Source organism: Paenibacillus sp. Root444D2, assembly GCF_001426375.1.
Taxonomy (GTDB): Bacteria; Bacillota; Bacilli; order Paenibacillales; family NBRC-103111; genus Paenibacillus_E.
On the sequence record NZ_LMEO01000034.1, the window covers coordinates 295,591 to 314,974 of the forward strand.

The window sequence follows — 19,384 nt, forward strand, 5'->3', positions numbered from 1 at the left end:
ATGTCTCTTCGCTTGCGGCTAACGCTTTGGTATTCAGGTATATTGGCACTAACCATGCTGCTCTTTGGCATTGTCCTTTATTTTTTCTTGAATTACTTCCTATACGATCAAATTCGCCAAGATGTGAAAAGGGAAGCACAGAACACTTCGTTGCGTATTCAGAAGAGCTTTGCCCTTTCGCAGAAGGGACTCGTCGTTGATTTGGAACTAGAAAGCAGAGATTTCTACTCTACGAATACGTTTCTGCAATTATATAATGTTGCACTCAAAAAATTTAATCGCTCGGCTAACTTACAAATCTATGATGTTTCTTTGCCTTTAGCCAAGAATACGATTGATAAATTAAGCTCTGAGGATGGTTTTTTCGAAAAGACAAAAGTACTAGGGCAAGATTTCCTCATTTATAATCAAGCGATCAGGTCAGATGATCAGAACCAGCTCATCGGGGTTCTTCAAGCGGCTGTACCGATTAGCAGTTATGAAAAAACGTCCGTTACCCTTGGGTATACGCTGATGATTTGGGCATTACTCACGATTATTGTGGCAGCTTCACTTGGTTGGTTCTTGGCGCGCAAAGCGCTCAAGCCGATCGAACGCGTCATTGACGCCGCGAATCAAATAGGAAGCAGCGATGATCTGGAGAAGCGTATCCACTATGACGGTCCACTTGATGAGATTGGGCGCTTGACGGAGACGATCAATGGGATGCTCTCTCGCATTGAGATCACCTATCTGGAATTAGATGAAGCGTACCGCGCTCAGCGCCGGTTCGTATCGGACGCTTCTCATGAGCTGAGAACACCGCTTACAACGATTCGAGGAAATGTCGACTTGTTAGAAAAGATGTGGAAGCAAACTTCGGGGAGTACAGAACTTGCTACGCCTGATCAAATGCAGATGTCACTTGAGGCCATGCATGATATTGCAGGTGAAGCACAGCGAATGAGCAGACTAGTCAATGATCTTCTGGCTCTGGCGAGAGCAGATGCCGGCGTTCTTATGGAGAAGAAGCCAGTTGAGATCATGCCGCTCGTTCAAGAAGTGGTAAGGCGGGCTCAATTGCTAGAGCATACTGCTGATTGGCAAGTGGGTGATCTAGATGCACTAGAACATGCGGTCGTGCAAGGGAACCGGGATTATTTGCAGCAATTGTTGTTTATTTTCATCGAAAATGCATTCAAGTATACACCTGCTGGAACCGTGCGGTTCGAGGCGTCGCGAACGGATAGTTTTATTGGTATTCGGATTACCGATACGGGAATTGGCATGGATAAAGAGGATATTCCTCATATTTTCGACCGATTTTATCGCGCAGATTTATCCAGGGGACTGACGTCAGGAACTGGACTTGGTTTATCGATCGCCAAATGGATTATTGATGAACACGGCGGGTCTATTGAAGTGACAACGCGCAAAGACGAGGGAAGTACCTTTATGATTTGGCTCCCAGCAAACTTTCCTCTCTCCGTATAATCAGCTATAATGAAAGAAAATAATGTTTTCTTAGGCAGGTGGAAGAAATGGAAGTAGTCCGAATATCACCCAGAGGCTATTGTTATGGCGTTGTAGATGCTATGGCACTTGCTATGCAAACTGCTAAAAACTTAAATCTTCCCAGACCTATTTATATATTAGGCATGATTGTTCATAATGCGCATGTCACTGATTTCTTCAAAGAAGAAGGTGTCATCACATTAGATGGCGAGAACCGGCTTGAAATATTAGAACAAATCGAAACAGGGACGGTCATTTTCACTGCTCACGGGGTATCACCTGAGGTAAGGCGCCGAGCCCGAGACAAGGGCTTAACCGTTGTGGATGCAACCTGCCCAGATGTAACGAAGACACACGATTTAATTCGAGAAAAAGTTGCCGACGGCTATGAAGTTATCTATATCGGGAAGAAAGCTCATCCTGAGCCGGAAGGCGCAGTAGGTGTAGCTCCGGATCAAGTGCACCTCATCGAGAAGCTTGAAGAAGCTGACCAACTAAACATTAAAGCCGAACGTATTATTATTACGAACCAAACAACAATGAGCCAATGGGACATTAAGCATATTATGAATCGTTTACTTGAACTATTCCCAAAAGCTGAGATTCATAATGAGATCTGTCTAGCCACGCAGGTTAGACAAGAAGCGGTTGCTGAACAAGCGAAGGAAGTCGATTTAGTTATCGTAGTTGGAGATCCGAAAAGTAATAATTCGAACCGCTTAGCGCAAGTTTCAGAGGAAATTGCAGGAGTTAGAGCGTATAGAATATCGGATATCACGGAGCTTAATCGCACGTGGTTAACCAATGTACGCAAGGTCGGTGTTACATCTGGTGCTTCAACACCTACACCTATAACCAAAGAGGTCATTTCCTACTTGGAAGGCTATGATGCGAAAGATGAAACCAGTTGGGGAATTACACGTACTATTAATATGAAGAAGCTCATTCCGGCTGTTAAATCCAAAGCAGCTAGTAGTGAGTGATCCTTATTTATTCCACAGGGCGGGATTGAGACCAGCATGCAAAGCACTCAGAAGGTGAAAATGATGAAAGTGAAGGCTCGCTACGATTGGAAAAGCACGAAGCGCTGGTTTAAATATAAATATTTACTTCTATTACGTGCCAAAGGCGGTCCTTCCAAAGTAGCACGCGGGTTTTCCATTGGATTGTTTGTAGAGATGTTTACGTTACCTACAGCTGGTTTTGCATTCGTTCTTATCTTTCCGTTGGTTTATTTATTAAGAGCTAATTTACCTGGAGCGTTAATTGGTTTTGTGTTTGGAAAAGTGATTTATATTCCATTCTCGATACTCAATAAGCAAGTGGGGGATTGGTTGGTACCGAAACACTTTAAGATTTATCTGATACATCATTTACCGCACATGCTTTCTAATATTATTAGAGGTGGTTTGGATTTAATTGTAGGCGGTATGGTGGTTGGGTTGATACTTGGGGTTATTGCCTACTTCCCAGTGGTGCTCTTACTTAAATACCATACGAATCGTCGCAAAGAAAAACGTAGAATCCGTAAAGATCAACTAGCCCCTTCGAATACAAAAGAATAGCAAATAATTTAACGCTTGACGAAAACTCGTCGAGCGTTGTATATTTACTTTAGCGGTTAAAAGCGTAGAAGCGAACAAGCGTTGAAGTATACAAGTGTTCCAACCCATATAATAAGGAGCGTGTTGAAGATGATCGCCATTACATCCAACAAAACGTCAGATGAGCGTATTCAGGAAATTGTACAATTCATAGAAAAGCAAGGTGTTCAAGCACACGTCTCCAAAGGTGAGGATCGCACAGTAATCGGAATTATCGGTCAAGCTGATCCTAAATTAGCAGAACAGCTGCGTCAAATGTCAGGAGTTGAGCAAGTCGTGAAAATTTCCAAATCTTATAAATTAGCAAGTCGTGACTTTCATCCGGCTGACACGGTTATCAAAATTAAAGGTGTTGAAATCGGTGGGGAGCAGCTTGTTGTTATGGGTGGCCCTTGTGCCGTGGAAACACCAGAGCAAATCGATGAGATTGCACGTTTAGTGAAAGCAGCGGGAGGTCAAGTTCTCCGCGGTGGCGCATTTAAACCAAGAACAGGTCCTTACAGCTTCCAAGGTGTTGGCGTTGAAGGCTTAATCATGATGGCTGAAGCGGGTAAGAAGCATGGTCTTCTTACAATTACAGAAGTTATGACACCTGAGTATGTTGATGTATGTGCACAATACGCGGATATCCTGCAAGTAGGTACACGCAATATGCAAAACTTTGACTTGCTCCGCAAGCTGGGAACCATTCAAACGCCAGTATTACTCAAACGTGGTTTTAGCTCAACATATGATGAATTCTTGAATGCTGCTGAATACATTCTTGCTGGCGGTAACCCGAATGTTATGCTTTGTGAACGCGGAATCCGAACATTCGAAACGTACACGCGGAATACACTGGATTTATCGGCAATTCCGGTTCTTAAACAATTGAGCCATCTTCCGGTAATCTCTGATCCGAGTCACGGTACTGGCCGTAGAGAGCTTGTTGTTCCTATGACAAAGGCATCCGTAGCGGCAGGAGCAGATGGTTTGATCATCGAAATGCATACAGATCCAGACAATTCAATGACTGGTGATGGTGTTCAATCCTTGTTCCCTGATCAATTCGCTAATTTGCTTGTTGATCTTGAGAAACTTGCTCCGCTGCTTGGTAAAAAGTTTGATACACATAAAGAAGTTATCTTGGCGTAATGGGAATAGTTCTAAGATGACTGGTTTCCTCGAGAGAGGAAGCCAGTTTTCCTATTTCTGGATATGGGACAAATATGTGAAATTGTGTGAGCATAGCTTACACATCGATAAAAAATACCTGACATAAGTATTGACTGTGTAAGCTTAATCGCTATATAATATGTGCAAGATAACAAGCAAAAGTTGAACATTAATCATGTAAAGTACGTTGAATGTACGGAAATGGGAGGGTTTTTTAAATGTCAGTTCAAAACGTGTTGAACCTTATCAAGGAAAAAAACATCGAGTGGGTAGATTTTCGTTTCGTAGGTCTTTCCGGTAAAGCACAGCATATTTCTTTGCCTGCTACTGAAGTAGATGAAGAAACATTCGTAAACGGAGTAGCTTTTGACGGTTCATCCATCCCAGGATTCCGTGGTATTGAACAATCTGACATGGTAATGATGCCAGATACAGAGACTGCATACGTAGATCCTTTCACAGCTCATCCAACTTTGATTATCATGAGCAACATCCACACACCTGAAGGCGAGCGTTATGATCGCGATCCACGCAGCATCGCTCAAAAAGCAGAAGAGTATCTGCAAACAACTGGTGTAGGTACAACAGCATTCTTCGCACCTGAGTCCGAATTCTTCATTTTTGATGATGTTCGTTTCGAAAATGGCATGAATAAGTCTTACTTCGAAGTTGACTCCGAAGAAGCAGGCTGGAACACAGGCCGTAAAGAAGAAGGCGGAAACCTTGGTTATAAAGTTCCAGTTAAAGGCGGTTACGTTCCGGTAGCTCCAATGGATTCCCAACAAGACATTCGTTCCGAAATGTGCAACAAGCTTGCTGATGCAGGTCTTCGCATTGAGCGTCACCATCACGAAGTGGCTACAGCTGGTCAAGCTGAAATTAACTTCCGTTTTGACACATTGACTAAAACAGCAGATAACCTGCTCAAATACAAATATATCGTTGCTAACACGGCTAGAGAATATGGTAAAGTTGCTACTTTCATGCCTAAACCACTGTTTGGTGACAATGGTAGCGGTATGCACGTACACATGTCCATCTTCAATGAAGGCGAGCCTTTGTTCTATGAAAAAGGAGCATATGCAAACCTGAGTGAAATGGCAATCAACTATATCGGTGGTATTCTTTACCACGCACCAGCATTGATCGCTTTGACAAACCCAAGTACAAACTCTTTCAAACGTCTGGTTCCTGGTTACGAAGCGCCGGTTAACCTTGTATTCTCCAAAGGTAACCGTTCCGCAGCAGTTCGTATTCCAATCGCAGCTGTGACACCTAAAGGTTGTCGTATTGAATTCCGCACACCGGATAGCACGGCTAACCCATACCTCGCTTTCGCAGCAATGCTGATGGCAGGTCTTGACGGTATCAAAAAGAAAATCGATCCGCGCGCTCTTGGATACGGTCCTTTCGATACTAACATCTATGAAATGTCCGATGCTGAGAAAGCTGAGATCCGCAGCGTTCCTGGTACATTAGATGAAGCTTTGGATGCTCTTGCAGCTGATTCCGACTTCTTGATCGAAGGCGGCGTGTTCACACAAGATTTCATCGATAACTATATCGAATTGAAACGTGGCGAAGCGAAAGCTGTAGCAATCCGTATTCACCCGCACGAGTACAACCTGTACTTCGATTGCTAATTCCTTAGCACTTATACATGAATAACATACGAGCTGCTTCTTTCATAGTTTTCTATGGAGGAAGCAGCTTTTTCATTTATCGATACTAAAACTCTTTTGATAATCATTATAATTAGTACTGTTATTTGATGGAAATTGAGGTATAATGAATGCATGAATCAGATGTGGAAGGAAGATCATTATGAAAATTACTATGATAGCAGGAAGTAATCAGAGATCAGCGACAAGTACAAGACTTGCTGAATATATCAAGCATCTAGCGACCTTAGAGGGCCACGAGGTGACGTTGATTGACTTGTATCGAACACCGCTCCCTTTCTATACACCAGATGATGCAAACGAGGGACATGAAGCTCTAGAAAAATTAAAAGAAGCCATGCTTGAAGCAGATGGGATCGTACTGGCAACACCGGAATATCATAGTGGAATTTCCGGCGTTTTGAAAAATGCGCTTGATCATTTAGGACAAGATCATTTCAATAACAAGGTCGTCTTATCTGTTAGTTCAGCAGGCGGGGCAGTTGCTGTAAGCTCTCTGACGCAGATGCAAACCATTGTACGTAATCTGCATGGCATTAACTGTCCAGATTGGCTATCTATTGGAGGCGATCAGCGGAAGAGCTTCCAAACGGGTGTAACCTATCAAGATATCCATCCAGATGTTGAAAAACGTGTTCGTCGTGTTGTTGGTTCATTCCTCGATTTAACCAAACAGTTAGCTGCAAAAGTATAGTAATCCGAATAAAACAAACCAAGGACAGTTGTCTTGGTTTGTTTTTATTTCCACACACTTTTGACACATTTCTGTGGTACAGTTTGGAAAATAGGGCGAGGGGGGAGATCATGGGAGCACCATGGACTAACAAGGAAGTCGTTCATTTATTACATCGAGCCGGATTTGGTTCCACTGGGGAAGAAGTTACTGCATGTATTGCACTTGGACGTGAGGAAACGGTGCGACGGCTTATTGCAGGAGAAGCCTTGATCGATCAAGCGCCATCACTAACCCCATTTGATCAATTAACCGCTGATGGTAAGAAATCATTAGATCCGCTGCAATTAGCCGATCAACAAATGTACTGGTTATATCGAATGGTATATTCTAGTGCTCCGCTCATTGAGAAGATGACGTTGTTCTGGCATGGCCATTTTGCAACGGCGAATTATAAGGTTAACGATGTCACACTAATGGTTCAGCAAAATACACTATTTCGCAAACATGCTTTAGGAAATTTCAAAGAGCTCGTACTCGCAATTGGCAAAGATCCTGCCATGATGATCTGGCTGGATGTGAATCGGAATAAAAAAGGTAAACCGAATGAGAATTATGCCCGCGAAGCCATGGAGCTATTCACGCTAGGTATCGGTCACTATACAGAGACGGATGTGAAGGAAGCAGCGCGCGCTTTCACGGGATGGACCTATGATAAGAAGGGTAATAAAGTAGATTTTAATCCCAAACAACACGACAATGATTCGAAAACGCTGCTTGAAGAAACAGGAAAGTTGGATTCGGATGATGTAATTGATATTATTTTTCATCAAAAAACGCTGCCGATCTTTCTTGCTACAAAGCTGCTCAAATATTTTGCTACGGACAGTCCTTCCGAAAGTTGGATTCAAAAAGTTGCCGAACTTATATCTGTTAAGGCTACTGTGGGGGAAGTGCTGCAAGAACTATTCCTATCCGACGAATTTTATGAGGAGAAATTGCGGTTATCTCTCATCAAAACACCGGCAGACTATGTTGCAGGTATTCTCAAATGCTGTAAGCTAACTGTTTCTAAGGGGCATGCACAAGCAATGAGGAAGATGGGACAGGAGCTATATTCTCCGCCAGATGTTGCGGGTTGGAGAGGAGGAGCCTCATGGCTGAACACAAACTCCCTATTATCAAGGTACCAGTTTGCCGAGTCCATCGCCAAGCAGCTTAACGGCAAGGTGCTCTCCTCGGCAGAGTATACACCTGAACAACAGGACCGTCCGGAAGAATGGGTGAAATTGTGGAGTCAGCGTATAGGAATCACTGATTTATCGGATAAGACTTTACAGGGGTTAAGCGCATACGCAAATGATACCCTTATACATACAAAGCAAAAAAATGCAGGTTTGAGAGGCTTGCTTCAATTAGTACTGATTAGCCCAGAAGCTCAAATGAAATAGCAGGGGGTGAGAAAAGTGAAATTATCGAGAAGGGATTTTCTGTTAAAAGGAACAGCCATGTTTGCGACTTTAGGCCTAGGCGGGGCTTTATTTACGGAAACGGGAAAATCGATTTTTGCAGGCGGTTTTGATGATGGTGTGGATGAACCTGTGCTTATTGTTGTTCAGTTAAGTGGCGGGAATGATGGCATTAATACGCTAATTCCTTATGGGCAAGGGATATACTATGATGCGCGGCCAACGCTGGCTTACCAGCAGAAGGATGTTCTTCCGTTAGATAATCAAGTAGGCTTGCATCCGAGTTTAATTGGTCTCGCTGCACTTTATAAACTTGGGAAAATGGCAGTCGCACAAGGAGTTGGATATCCAGGACCCGATCACTCTCATTTCCGCTCTATGGAAATTTGGCAGACGGCCGAGCCAGCGAAGATGAGTCGGAGCGGTTGGCTTGCACGCTATGCAGAGTCTTCTTTGCGGGATAGCAGCAATCCGCTCAAAGCTATACAGATTGGCGCAGGCGGCAAGGCTTTTGCTTCGGAGAAAATGAGCTTTCCCGTGATCCAATCTCTAGAAACGTATCATCTGATTGATCCGAAAACTGCGATGATGGACAAAAATCGGATCACCAAAGCATTCTTGGAGATGTATGGTGAACAGAATCAGAGGGAACAGCTTCGTGTCGTATCTGGGCGCGGCTATGATGCCTTCAAGAGTGTTGAAGCGATTCAAGCTTTAACGGCTACCTATGCGAATAAAGTGGAGTACCCGAAAACTAATTTTGCAAGGGATCTCCAATTAGTATCCAAGCTGCTGGCCGGCAAATCGGGCACAAGAATATTCCATGTACAGATTGGCGGTTTCGATGATCATGCGAATGAGAAAGTACAGCATGCCAAAGTGCTGACTCAAGTCGACGAGGGTCTGACAGCGTTCTATAAAGACTTGGAGGCGCAAGGCTTGCAGGACCGTGTTGTGGTGATGATGTTTTCGGAGTTTGGGCGAAGGGTGAAAGAGAACGGTAGCGGCGGAACAGATCATGGAACGGCAGCTCCGATGTTTGTGATTGGAGGCAAGGTGAATGGCGGCCTTTATGGCGCGTACCCGAGCCTGAGTAATTTGGACAATGGCGATTTGAAGTATGAGGTCGATTTCCGGTCCGTTTACAGCACGCTTATTGATAAATGGTTAAAAGGTGATACGACCGCTGTGCTAGGCAAGTCCTATGAGTCTTTAAAGTTTTTATAATGAAAGCCGGGGTCCTGTGCCTCGGCTTTTGGTTTTTGGTCGTTCATGGTAACCTATTGAAAAGACAAAAAAATCGTCGTGCCGGTGGAGGTGTCATAACGTTGAGCATAGAGCCTATTTCGGATCATCTGCAGGAGCATTTAAGGATACTTTTTGTGGGGTATAACCCTAGTATACGATCCGGAGAGACGGGTCATCATTATGCGAATCCGAATAATCGCTTTTATCGGATCCTATTCCAAGCGGGATTAACACCTCGGTTGTATGTACCTCAAGAGGATGGGGATTTGCTGAAACTCGGGTATGGATTTACGAATATCGTGGCTCGCCCTTCGTTAACGGCTGCAGAAATTACGCCTGAGGAATACCGAGAAGGTCGACTTATTTTGAAACAAAAGATTCAGGCCATTCGACCACGTGTTGCCTGTTTTGTAGGTAAAGGGGTATATGAACAGTATAGCGGCCGCAGGGGGATGAGTTGGCGGAGTCAACAGGATCCGGTGGTTGAAGGTATGATCGACTATGTATGTCCCTCTTCTAGCGGGCTTGTTCGGATGAAGCTGGAGGAGATGGTTGATATTTATAGCGGCATCAAGAAATATATCGAAACGGAGTTGGGGAACGGATGAATATTCCATGGTTGGAGTGGGCTAAAGAGATTCAGGCTATTAGTCAAGCAGGGCTAACCTACGGAGAGAATGGCTATGATTTGGAGCGGTACGAGGCGCTGCGCAAGATCAGCGTGGAGATGATGAGTTATTTCTCAGAGACACCGATCGATACGGTGACGGCTTTATTCGCGAGCGACACGGGGTATCAGACGCCGAAAGTGGATATTCGGGCCGTCGTCTTGAGAGAGAACAAGCTGCTGCTTGTGAAGGAAAGAGCGGACGGTGCTTGGGCTTTGCCTGGAGGCTGGGCGGACATCGGCCTGACACCATCGGAGGTCGCCGTCAAAGAGACCCGCGAGGAGGCCGGCTATGAGGTCAAGCCGGTGCGATTGCTGGCGGTCTTCGACAAGAAGCGCCACGCGCACCCACCCTCGGCTAACCACGTGTACAAGATGTTCATCTTGTGCGAGCTTGTAGGCGGGGAAGCGCTTGAAGCCGGTCTGGAAACGACCGGCGCCCAGTTCTTCGGCGAGAGCGAGCTGCCGCCGCTTTCGGTGGAGCGAAACACCGCTGAGCAGCTGATGCGGATGTTCGAGCTAGCCCGCGACCATACAGCGCAGACGCTGCTCGATTAGCCAAGCGCGTAAAGACTTTACCGCTTAAGTACGGGTTTCAATTGTGCGATGATTTCCTCCATTTGCTTCGAGCATTGTTCGTACATCTCTTTGGCATCTTTATTATTCGTAGTAAGCCCAAACAGCATCAGGTCGCTTTCGCACTTTTTTAATGTAGCAAAGAGGGATGCCTTCTCCTGTGGCACAGGTACCATGATCTTGTCGTCAAATAGATCCACATATAATTGTCCGTAAGAATCGACTTGACCTAGAAATACATTTTCAATCGTCACACCCAATTTATCTAATTCGGTTTTCAGCCATCCCCGGCTAAAACCGATGGTGGCTAATGATTCATCCAAGATTTCACCATCCATGATAACCGCTTGGGGTTCCTCTTCGGGCGCAACTTTGATGCCCAAATGTTTGGCAGTCAAAGGTTGGTTTTTTCGAGCTAGTAGGACATTTATATCACCGCTTGGTTCCATGATCGCAAATTCAACATCAGCCATTTTAAATGCCGATCTCTTTCTTAATTGCTCCATAAGTTCATCGGTGGTGAGGCGTTCTTTCTTTAAATTATCTTCCAAAATTTTACCGTCTCGAATGAGCACGGTTCCTTTACCATCAATAAAATCCCGCATTTTTTTACTTTTTAACTGCATAAATTCAATTCCTAAAGAACATGCGACCCAAGCGATTAAGGATACCAAACCTAAATACCAATTATCCTCTAATGAGATGTAAGCCGCGAGATTACCAATTGTAATTCCCGTTATGTATTCGAACAAGGAAAGTTGAGATACTTGTCTTTTACCCAACAACTTTGTCATTATGAAAAGCACGACAACCGCCAATAAGGTACGTAAAAAAATTTCAATCCAATCGGACACACCGGTTCCTCCTCTTTTATTAAATCTAATCCAATCGGTTCAATTGTTTGTAGATTTCTTGAAAGTTATACAAAAACAAGATATAAATCCCAGTGCGGAAATTATGTGGAATGTATTAAGTAGATTGTTCCTCAAATGGGAACACGGCTAGCGGCTCGTACGACGGTTGGCGGCCCAAGTGGCTGCGGTAGAGGACGATGTCCTCTACCTGCCACACGGGCCAGCCGCCGGCAGGCGCTCCTACCGCTGCTAGGGCGGAGCGCTTGAAAGGCCCCGCCGCTGCGCGGAAGCGGCGGGCTAGTGTAAGGTGCGGCCGATAGGCGCGAGCCTCGGCCGGGAAGCCGTGGCGGGCGCAGACGCCCGCGACCTCGCGCTGCAGCGCAGCCAGCGCGTCTAGGTCGCCGGCGAGGCCCGCCCAGAGGATCGACGGCGCCGCCGGAGGTCCGAACACGCCGAGTCCCTCGGCGTGCAGGGTCAGCGGCAGCGCAGCTGCAGCAAGCTGGCGCAGGTCGGCCGCTAGCGCTTCGGCTGTCTCGGCGGATGCGTCGCCGAGGAAGCTTAACGTGACGTGGACATCCTGCGGATGTGTCCACTTTTGGAAAGGCAGCACCTTTTGGATGCTGTCTTTCCATATGTCGAGCTCCCGCTGGACGTCTTGCGGGAGCTTAATGCCTACAAACAGCCGATACATCTCGGAGGCGTTTGTGGCTCTTTGTGCGTTTGTGGAACTTTGTGTATTTGTTGAACTTGTGGCGTTCGTTGAACTTGGTTTGTTCGTGGAACTTGAGTTGTTTATGGAACTTGAGGCATTCGTTGAACTTGTAGCATTCGTGGAACTTGTAGCATTCGTGGAACTTGAGGTGTTGGAGTTTTCAGAATTCGCAGTGTTTGTATAACTTTCTCCTATTTTATCAAGCAATGTCATAAGTAAATTAGGCTCCTTTAGTATCCAAATCTGTTTTCTTCTTCGTACTTCTCCTAGCATTGCCAACTGAGGTTTTACTTGATGCATGAAGAGAATATTGCTATCATAGCGATAATACAAAAAAGCAAAGGTGTGGTCATTCATGGGAAATAGGGCTTATAACTTTAACGCGGGGCCTGCGGCATTACCTCTCGAGGTACTGCAGAAAGCACAAGAAGAGCTTGTCGAATTTAAAGGCATCGGCATGTCCATTATGGAAATATCTCACCGCAGCGCGGAGTTCGAGCAAGTACATAATGAAACTCAGCAATTGTTGAAACAAATTTTTAGCATCCCTGATGGGTACCAAGTGCAGTTTCTGCAAGGTGGTGCGAGTACACAATTCGCTATGATTCCGCTTAATTTTCTAAAGCCAGGTAAAGTTGGCAGCTATGTGCTTACAGGTGCATGGGCGGAGAAAGCTATTCAGGAAGCAAGCTTGTTCGGAGAAGTTGCCATCGCGGCAAGCTCGAAAGAACAGAAATTTATGAAAATTCCCGACTTGAGTGAAATCAATATTCATCCGGATTCCTCTTATCTGCATCTGACTTCGAATGAAACAATTGAAGGCGCTCAGTTCCAAAGCTTCCCGGATACAGGAAATGTGCCGTTAATTGGGGACATGTCCAGTGATATCTTGAGCCGTCCTGTTGATGTTTCGAAATTCGGCATGATTTATGCAGGAGCGCAAAAGAACCTAGGTCCTTCTGGTGTAACTGTGGTTATTGTAAAGGAAGATTTATTACAGGATCTGCCTAAAAAGATTCCAACTATGCTTCGCTACGAAATTCATAGCAAAAACAATTCCCTATACAATACACCACCGGTTTATTCCATTTATATGATGAACCTAGTATTGAAATGGATTCAGGAACAAGGTGGACTAGCTGTCATCCAGAAAAACAACCTTGAGAAATCAGGTTTAATTTATAGCGCAATCGACCAAAGCGGTGGTTTCTATCGCGGTCCTGTTGATGCGGGCAGTCGTTCCGCAATGAATATCACGTTCCGTTTGCAGGATGAAGAGTTGGAGAAGAAGTTCATCAAGGAAACCGAGCAGAACGGATTTGTTGGGTTGAAGGGTCATCGCAGTGTAGGCGGTTTGAGAGCATCTACGTATAATGCTGTTCCTTATGCATCCTGCAAAGCGCTTGCTGAGTTCATGAGTGATTTCCAAAAACGTAACGGTTAAGAAATAAGATTAAGCTATTCACGGCACCCTCGTGTGCGTGTGAATAGCTTTTTTTGTTTCAGGATAGGAATGTTGCATCATCGCTATGAACGACCTTAGACGGACTCTGGGGCGGTTTGGTGAGCCTGTATTTGGGACGGGATGGATCTATATCTAGTGAGCTTAAAGCCCTAATCTTGCTTTCGACAATTTCGAAAATTTCAAGTCGAAATTGAAAAAATATTTTCAAAGCCTTCCGAGCCACGTCCTGTCTAGGTTTACGTATTTTGATAGTCAAAATGATCCTTTTTACTCGTTGACAAACACAATATATTGATATAAATTTGAATCTATCAACTAGATATCGTGAAAAAAGCGAAACACACAACTGCTAGAATTTGTGAAAAAATAGAATCAAATTCCGTTATAAACCCCGTGATTACCGCCTTTTTCCTTGGTTAAGAGATTCTGAAATTCGCATATTTTGTCGAAAGGACAATGACGGATTCCAGCTTGGATTTCACGGAATGATTCATTTGTTTACTACATATAGGGTTACTTACATAAGCGGTACTAGATAGAGAATAAGAGAGTGTTAGGAGAAGGAAGCCCATGCTGATTGCTTACGATTCGAAGACGGGAAATGTTCGCCGATTTATTGCTAAGCTCAAAATGCCAGCGATTCAAATTGAGGAAGCGATGAAGATGGACGAGCCCTTCGTGCTCGTTACCTATACAACCGGTTTTGGTCAAGTGCCTCCTAAGGTAGCTTCTTTCCTAGAAAGCAATGCCTCTCGTCTTATCGGAGTAGCAGCGAGTGGTAACCGCAACTGGGGAGACGGATTTGCCAAAAGCGCAGATACGATCTCACAGCAGTACGATGTGCCTGTGTTAACCAAGTTTGAGTTATCCGGCACCAAAAATGACGTAGAACGATTTGTTCAGGGGGTACATGCAATTGCGGCACATTGAGCTGAATAATTTATTAATGCAACGCGGAGCGGATGGCTTTTTCCAACTAGAGAAGGATAAAGAAGCTGTTGAAGTTTTTATGAAGGAAGTCCACAGTAAAAGCCTGACTTTCCCCGATACTTCTTCTAAAGTACGTTATATGATCGATCATAACTATTACGAGAACGTATATGAGAAATATACGCAAGATGAAGTTAACGATGTTTATCAAGTGGCCCACGATAATCAATTCGAGTTCGCCTCCTACATGGCAGCTTCGAAATTTTATACGGATTACGCTTTACGCAGTGATGACAAGTCCTTATATTTGGAACATTTCCCGGATCGCGTTGCTATTGTTGCTTTGTACTTGGGACGTGGGAACGTGGAAACAGCGCGTGTTCTTGCTGTCTCGATGATGGAACAACGCTTGCAACCAGCGACACCGACATTCCTTAATGCAGGTAAGAGCCGCCGAGGCGAAATGGTATCCTGCTTCCTATTGGAGATGGACGACTCACTTAACTCGATTAACTACGTGCTTGCTACTTGCATGCAGCTTTCCAAAATTGGCGGCGGTGTAGCCGTTAACTTGTCCAAGCTTCGTGGACGCGGTGAAACGATTAAAGGTGTGGAAAACGCAGCAAAAGGTATTATGCCGGTACTTAAGCTTATGGAGGATGCGTTCTCCTATGCAGATCAAATGGGTCAGCGTAAGGGTTCAGGAGCTGCTTACTACAACATTTTCGGCTGGGACGTTATGGAGTTCCTAGATAGTAAGAAAATTAATGCGGATGAGAAATCGCGCCTGAAGACACTGTCCATCGGTCTCATTGTACCGAATAGGTTTTACAAGTTGGCTGAAGAGAACCAGCCGTTGCATGTATTTGCTCCTTACACGGTACTGCAAGCTTATGGAAAGCATTTGGATGATATCGATCTCGATGAAATGTACGACGAACTGCTGGCTAACCCGAAGGTGAAGAAAAAGGTTGTCATGAGTGCGCGTGACATGCTAGTTAAAATTGCGACTACCCAACTGGAATCCGGTTATCCATATATGATGAACCGTACGAATGCTAACAGGGATCATGCCCTGAAAGGTATCGGTACGATTAAAATGTCTAATCTCTGTACAGAGATTTTCCAACTGCAAGAAACTTCGGAAATCAACGATTACGGCCAAGATGATCTCATTCTTAGAGATATCAGCTGTAACCTTGCTTCCATGAACATTGCAAATGTAATGGATCGTAAGAAGCTGCGCGAAACTGTTCACGAGGGCATGATTGCATTGACTTCTGTTAGTGATATGACGACGATCTGCAATGCGCCGGGGGTTGCCAAAGCGAACCGTGAGCTGCACTCCGTTGGTCTTGGTGTCATGAATCTTCATGGCTACTTGTCTAAGAACAAAATTAGCTATGAGAGTGATGAAGCCAAAGATTTCGTCCGCACGTTCTTCATGGCTATGAACTATTATTCCATTGAGAAAAGTATGGAAATTGCTAAATCTTCAGGGCAAACCTTTGAAGGTTTTGAGCAATCCGAATATGCGAATGGTGCCTACTTCAGCCGGTATACGGAGACGGATTACAGTCCGCTTACGGATAAAGTGAAGTCCTTGTTTGAGGGAATGCCGATTCCATCACCAAGCGATTGGGCTAAGCTAAAAGAAGATGTAAAAACCAATGGTCTTTATCATGCTTACCGATTGGCCGTTGCTCCAACACAAAGTATTTCTTATATTCAAAATGCAACTTCGAGTGTCATGCCGATTGTTGAACCTATCGAGACTCGAACTTACGCGAACTCAACAACGTACTATCCGATGCCTTTTATGGCACGTGATAATTTCTTTTACTATAAATCTGCTTATCAAATGGATCAGTTTAAGATTCTTGATCTTATTGCTGAGATTCAAACACATGTGGATCAAGGGATTTCAACCATTTTACATGTAAATAGCGATGTTTCGACGAGACAACTTGCTAAACTATACCTCTATGCGGCACACAAAGGACTTAAATCGCTCTACTACACGCGAACAAATCAGCTATCCGTTGAGGAATGCGTCAGCTGCTCGGTGTAATTTGGAAGGGGATTGAATATAAATGAGTACGGCCACTACCCTAAATAATGCCAAGAAAGCTGTGAACTGGAATCGTCCCGATGATGATTTTACGATCACTTTCTGGAATCAAAATATTATGCAGTTCTGGACAGATGAGGAAATCCCATTATCTGATGATAAAATGTCATGGATCACGTTAAGCGGTGCAGAACGTGAGCTATACATGAAAGTACTCGGCGGCCTTACGCTGCTCGATACCATGCAAGGCGGCGTTGGCATGCCGAAGATTCTTGAGCATGTCGATGGACTCCAGCGCAAAGCTGTGCTGAGCTTCATGGGGATGATGGAGCAGATTCATGCGAAGTCTTACAGCAGTATTTTCACCACGTTGTCTACAACGGAGGAAATCAATGAGCTGTTCCTTTGGGTGGAACGCAATCCTTACTTGCAGTTCAAGGCAAACAAGATTTCCCATTTCTACGAAAACATTGGAACTCCTAAAGAGCTGTATTTGGCTATGGCAGCATCTGTCCTGCTGGAGAGCTACTTGTTCTATAGCGGCTTCTATTATCCGCTTTACTTGGCTGGACAAGGTAAAATGACGAGCAGCGGCGAAATCATCGATTTGATTTTACGCGATGAGAGCATTCATGGCCTGTATATCGGTGTGTTGGCACAAGAGGTTTATGCGGAGTTAAGTCCTGCTGAGCAGGATGAGGCGTATGCAACATTGTGTGCCTTGCTTAAGGAGCTTCATGCCAATGAGGAAAGCTATACAGAAAGTCTCTATGGGACTTTGGGCTTGGCAGAAGAAGTGAAAGCTTTCTTACGCTACAACGCGAATAAAGCGTTCATGAATCTGGGCGTAGACCCCATTTTCGAAGAAGAGGATATTAATCCGATTGTTCTTAACGGTCTGAGCACGAAGACGAAGCAGCATGACTTTTTCTCGAAAAAAGGGAATGGTTATGTCCGCACGATTCACGTTGAAGCGTTGACGGATGATGATTTCCTTTTTGGGGATTGAATATTAACATGGTTAGCTGCGGATTTAACGGAGTGAGATTGTGTTGACAAAAGTCGATACCGATTTTATAATACAAACTAAATCATATCCATTGAATACGGTCAGGTTCGAATATAGAGAGAAACCCTTTCCCGTGATCATATCCTTCAACTGGAGGGGTATGTTTCATTGTGGTCAGGGTTTTTGTTTATCTGTTTGAAAGGAGAGTTTATATGTATCCAATAATCGATCTTGTAGAGCATCAAACCATTGCCACCGTACAAAAAGAAGAAGAACTAGAGCTTGCTATAAAGAGTCAGGCCAATATTATTTTTCTGCTAATAGGCTCCATCTTCAATGTTCAGGAATTGGTGGATAAGATAAAGGGCGCAGGTAAGCAAGTCTTTATTCATGTAGAATTCATAGAAGGAATAGTGGCTGATCGGACCGGAATATCTTATTTAGCGAAAAATGTAAAGCCTACCGGTATTATTTCTACAAAAGGTAACCTCATTCGGATTGCGAAAGACATGAATTTGATGGCCATTCAACGTATTTTCCTAATTGATCACAGCGCCGTGCTAAGAGGGATCAAAGCGGCGGAGCAAAGCCAGCCGGATGCGATTGAGGTCATGCCTGGCATTATGCCCCACATTATCGAGGGGCTAACTTCAATGACTCCCTACCCCATTATTGCCGGGGGACTGGTTGACAATCAGAGGGAAATAGACGAGGCTTTGCACGCTGGGGCGTTGGCAGTCTCTACCGGGAAATCTGAGTTATGGCAATAGCGATTAATTGATTGCGCTTTCATTATTTTTATTATATAGTAGCAATATTAGATTATTTTGTATCTTGGGTAGAGACTAATGAGAACCCCTGATTACACTGTAATTCACTTTCTAATGGGAAAGTGAGTTCATGTGTAGTTGCGGGTTCTTTATCTTTTTAGGGGGACAATTGCACAAAATGGAAATTACCTTACTAGGGACAGCCTGCGCTGTTGGCGGGATGGATAGGGATAACACCTATTTCCTCATCCAAAACAGGGAAGATTGCACGATGGTAGACGTTGGGGGAAGTCCTTTGAGCAAGCTTGCTAAATTGGGAATTAGCGTCCATCAAGTGAAGGAGATCATTTTCACCCATTTTCATATCGATCATGTGTACGGATTACCATCCCTACTATGGGGAATGTGGCTAGCAGGTCGAACGAAGCCCCTGATCATTTATTGTTCCTCTGAGAATGAGGTCCAACTAAAGAAATGGCTAGAAGTGATTGATATTCATCAATGGCCTGTGTTATTTGAAGTTCAGATCCATAAGTATGCGTGGAGAACGGAATCACTGTTGATAAAAGAAGAGGAGTTAATGATAACGACCTTTCCAAGTCTGCATCTAGGTCCGACCGTTGGATTAAAAATCCAATATAAAGACAAGGTTTTGGTTTATTCGGCAGACACGGAGCCCAATAGCTGGATCAAAGAACAAAAGCAGATTGACATAATGATTCATGAAGCGACAACTGCCGAACGTCCACGGGTTAACCATACGAGCTTACAGGAAATAATTAATTACTATCCATTGGAACGTATTGATCAGGTGGTAGCCGTTCATTTAACCGATACAGAGCCTTATGATCGCGTTCTCGACAGTCAGGTTATAGCTATTAAGGATAAAATAATCATTGGCTTTGATTTCATGAAAATTAATCTATGATGATGTGTAAGGGAAAGAGACGAGTAGAATCCCAAACCTATCAGACTGACTTTAGCCGGAAGGTGAAGTCTGTCTTA

The 19,384-nt window shown here is 44.3% G+C and carries 19 protein-coding genes; 17 read left to right on the plus strand and 2 right to left on the minus strand.

Annotated features, from left to right (window positions below):
* The 10 genes from ASD40_RS19660 (at position 1) to ASD40_RS19705 (ending at position 10,550) form a co-directional block, all read left to right on the plus strand.
* A complete protein-coding gene (locus tag ASD40_RS19660) occupies positions 1 to 1,473 on the plus strand; it encodes a sensor histidine kinase (RefSeq protein WP_057304845.1) in 1,473 nt (490 codons plus the stop codon).
* Between the two features lie 47 nt (positions 1,474 to 1,520).
* Positions 1,521 to 2,477 carry a 4-hydroxy-3-methylbut-2-enyl diphosphate reductase gene (locus tag ASD40_RS19665; protein ID WP_057304846.1) on the plus strand — a complete coding sequence of 319 codons (957 nt, stop codon included), beginning with the start codon at positions 1,521 to 1,523 and terminating at the stop codon, positions 2,475 to 2,477.
* A gap of 60 nt (positions 2,478 to 2,537) precedes the next feature.
* Complete coding sequence (locus tag ASD40_RS19670) at positions 2,538 to 3,059, plus strand: DUF2062 domain-containing protein (protein ID WP_321166603.1); 522 nt, start codon at positions 2,538 to 2,540, stop codon at positions 3,057 to 3,059.
* A 129-nt stretch (positions 3,060 to 3,188) separates the two neighbouring features.
* The gene (gene aroF / locus ASD40_RS19675; RefSeq protein ID WP_057304848.1) at positions 3,189 to 4,232 is read left to right on the plus strand and encodes a 3-deoxy-7-phosphoheptulonate synthase; all 1,044 of its coding nucleotides are present in this window, start codon (positions 3,189 to 3,191) and stop codon (positions 4,230 to 4,232) included.
* Positions 4,233 to 4,471: 239 nt separating this feature from the next.
* Entirely contained in the window at positions 4,472 to 5,896 is a 1,425-nt protein-coding gene (glnA, locus tag ASD40_RS19680) for a type I glutamate--ammonia ligase (protein ID WP_057304849.1), read from the plus strand.
* A 181-nt stretch (positions 5,897 to 6,077) separates the two neighbouring features.
* Positions 6,078 to 6,629, plus strand: a complete 552-nt coding sequence (locus tag ASD40_RS19685) for an NADPH-dependent FMN reductase (protein WP_057304850.1) — start codon at positions 6,078 to 6,080, stop codon at positions 6,627 to 6,629.
* Between the two features lie 110 nt (positions 6,630 to 6,739).
* A complete protein-coding gene (locus tag ASD40_RS19690) occupies positions 6,740 to 8,059 on the plus strand; it encodes a DUF1800 domain-containing protein (RefSeq protein ID WP_057304851.1) in 1,320 nt (439 codons plus the stop codon).
* A gap of 15 nt (positions 8,060 to 8,074) precedes the next feature.
* Positions 8,075 to 9,304: a DUF1501 domain-containing protein gene (locus ASD40_RS19695; protein WP_057304852.1), complete on the plus strand. Its 1,230-nt coding sequence runs from the start codon at positions 8,075 to 8,077 to the stop codon at positions 9,302 to 9,304.
* Between the two features lie 107 nt (positions 9,305 to 9,411).
* Positions 9,412 to 9,933, plus strand: a complete 522-nt coding sequence (locus ASD40_RS19700) for a mismatch-specific DNA-glycosylase (RefSeq protein WP_057305110.1) — start codon at positions 9,412 to 9,414, stop codon at positions 9,931 to 9,933.
* Entirely contained in the window at positions 9,930 to 10,550 is a 621-nt protein-coding gene (locus ASD40_RS19705; protein ID WP_057304853.1) for an NUDIX hydrolase, read from the plus strand. The genes ASD40_RS19700 and ASD40_RS19705 overlap by 4 nt, the downstream gene beginning before the upstream one ends.
* 17 nt (positions 10,551 to 10,567) lie before the next feature.
* Here ASD40_RS19705 and ASD40_RS19710 read toward each other — a convergent pair whose 3' ends face one another.
* Both ASD40_RS19710 and thpR read right to left on the minus strand, forming a co-directional pair.
* A complete protein-coding gene (locus ASD40_RS19710; RefSeq protein ID WP_057304854.1) occupies positions 10,568 to 11,422 on the minus strand; it encodes a DUF421 domain-containing protein in 855 nt (284 codons plus the stop codon).
* A gap of 115 nt (positions 11,423 to 11,537) precedes the next feature.
* The gene (thpR, locus tag ASD40_RS38720) at positions 11,538 to 12,113 is read right to left on the minus strand and encodes an RNA 2',3'-cyclic phosphodiesterase (RefSeq protein WP_057304855.1); all 576 of its coding nucleotides are present in this window, start codon (positions 12,111 to 12,113) and stop codon (positions 11,538 to 11,540) included.
* Between thpR and ASD40_RS38725 the strand changes: the two genes are divergently transcribed.
* The 7 genes from ASD40_RS38725 (at position 12,091) to ASD40_RS19750 (ending at position 19,307) form a co-directional block, all read left to right on the plus strand.
* Positions 12,091 to 12,318, plus strand: a complete 228-nt coding sequence (locus ASD40_RS38725) for a hypothetical protein (RefSeq protein WP_235549314.1) — start codon at positions 12,091 to 12,093, stop codon at positions 12,316 to 12,318. The genes thpR and ASD40_RS38725 overlap by 23 nt on opposite strands.
* A gap of 171 nt (positions 12,319 to 12,489) precedes the next feature.
* Positions 12,490 to 13,578, plus strand: a complete 1,089-nt coding sequence (gene serC / locus ASD40_RS19725) for a 3-phosphoserine/phosphohydroxythreonine transaminase (protein WP_057304857.1) — start codon at positions 12,490 to 12,492, stop codon at positions 13,576 to 13,578.
* Positions 13,579 to 14,169: 591 nt separating this feature from the next.
* Positions 14,170 to 14,529: a class Ib ribonucleoside-diphosphate reductase assembly flavoprotein NrdI gene (gene nrdI, locus ASD40_RS19730; protein WP_047677314.1), complete on the plus strand. Its 360-nt coding sequence runs from the start codon at positions 14,170 to 14,172 to the stop codon at positions 14,527 to 14,529.
* Positions 14,516 to 16,600, plus strand: a complete 2,085-nt coding sequence (gene nrdE, locus ASD40_RS19735; RefSeq protein WP_057304858.1) for a class 1b ribonucleoside-diphosphate reductase subunit alpha — start codon at positions 14,516 to 14,518, stop codon at positions 16,598 to 16,600. Before nrdI ends, nrdE begins: the two co-directional genes overlap by 14 nt.
* A gap of 22 nt (positions 16,601 to 16,622) precedes the next feature.
* Positions 16,623 to 17,609, plus strand: coding sequence for a class 1b ribonucleoside-diphosphate reductase subunit beta (nrdF, locus tag ASD40_RS19740; RefSeq protein ID WP_057304859.1), 987 nt, complete (start codon positions 16,623 to 16,625; stop codon positions 17,607 to 17,609).
* 212 nt (positions 17,610 to 17,821) lie between these two features.
* Positions 17,822 to 18,379, plus strand: coding sequence for a glycerol-3-phosphate responsive antiterminator (locus ASD40_RS19745; protein WP_057304860.1), 558 nt, complete (start codon positions 17,822 to 17,824; stop codon positions 18,377 to 18,379).
* Between the two features lie 178 nt (positions 18,380 to 18,557).
* Positions 18,558 to 19,307, plus strand: coding sequence for an MBL fold metallo-hydrolase (locus ASD40_RS19750; RefSeq protein ID WP_057304861.1), 750 nt, complete (start codon positions 18,558 to 18,560; stop codon positions 19,305 to 19,307).
* Positions 19,308 to 19,384 lie beyond the last annotated feature (77 nt).

Excerpts from the sequence above, each read along its gene's own strand:
- ASD40_RS19660 (WP_057304845.1), top strand. The coding sequence starts at position 1 with ATGTCTCTTCGCTTGCGGCTAACGCTTTGGTATTCAGGTATATTGGCA.
- ASD40_RS19665 (WP_057304846.1), top strand. The coding sequence starts at position 1,521 with ATGGAAGTAGTCCGAATATCACCCAGAGGCTATTGTTATGGCGTTGTA.
- ASD40_RS19670 (WP_321166603.1), top strand. The coding sequence starts at position 2,538 with ATGATGAAAGTGAAGGCTCGCTACGATTGGAAAAGCACGAAGCGCTGG.
- aroF (WP_057304848.1), top strand. The coding sequence starts at position 3,189 with ATGATCGCCATTACATCCAACAAAACGTCAGATGAGCGTATTCAGGAA.
- glnA (WP_057304849.1), top strand. The coding sequence starts at position 4,472 with ATGTCAGTTCAAAACGTGTTGAACCTTATCAAGGAAAAAAACATCGAG.
- ASD40_RS19685 (WP_057304850.1), top strand. The coding sequence starts at position 6,078 with ATGAAAATTACTATGATAGCAGGAAGTAATCAGAGATCAGCGACAAGT.
- ASD40_RS19690 (WP_057304851.1), top strand. The coding sequence starts at position 6,740 with ATGGGAGCACCATGGACTAACAAGGAAGTCGTTCATTTATTACATCGA.
- ASD40_RS19705 (WP_057304853.1), top strand. The coding sequence starts at position 9,930 with ATGAATATTCCATGGTTGGAGTGGGCTAAAGAGATTCAGGCTATTAGT.
- ASD40_RS38725 (WP_235549314.1), top strand. The coding sequence starts at position 12,091 with ATGCCTACAAACAGCCGATACATCTCGGAGGCGTTTGTGGCTCTTTGT.
- thpR (WP_057304855.1), bottom strand. The coding sequence starts at position 12,113 with ATGTATCGGCTGTTTGTAGGCATTAAGCTCCCGCAAGACGTCCAGCGG.
- serC (WP_057304857.1), top strand. The coding sequence starts at position 12,490 with ATGGGAAATAGGGCTTATAACTTTAACGCGGGGCCTGCGGCATTACCT.
- nrdI (WP_047677314.1), top strand. The coding sequence starts at position 14,170 with ATGCTGATTGCTTACGATTCGAAGACGGGAAATGTTCGCCGATTTATT.
- nrdF (WP_057304859.1), top strand. The coding sequence starts at position 16,623 with ATGAGTACGGCCACTACCCTAAATAATGCCAAGAAAGCTGTGAACTGG.
- ASD40_RS19745 (WP_057304860.1), top strand. The coding sequence starts at position 17,822 with ATGTATCCAATAATCGATCTTGTAGAGCATCAAACCATTGCCACCGTA.
- ASD40_RS19750 (WP_057304861.1), top strand. The coding sequence starts at position 18,558 with ATGGAAATTACCTTACTAGGGACAGCCTGCGCTGTTGGCGGGATGGAT.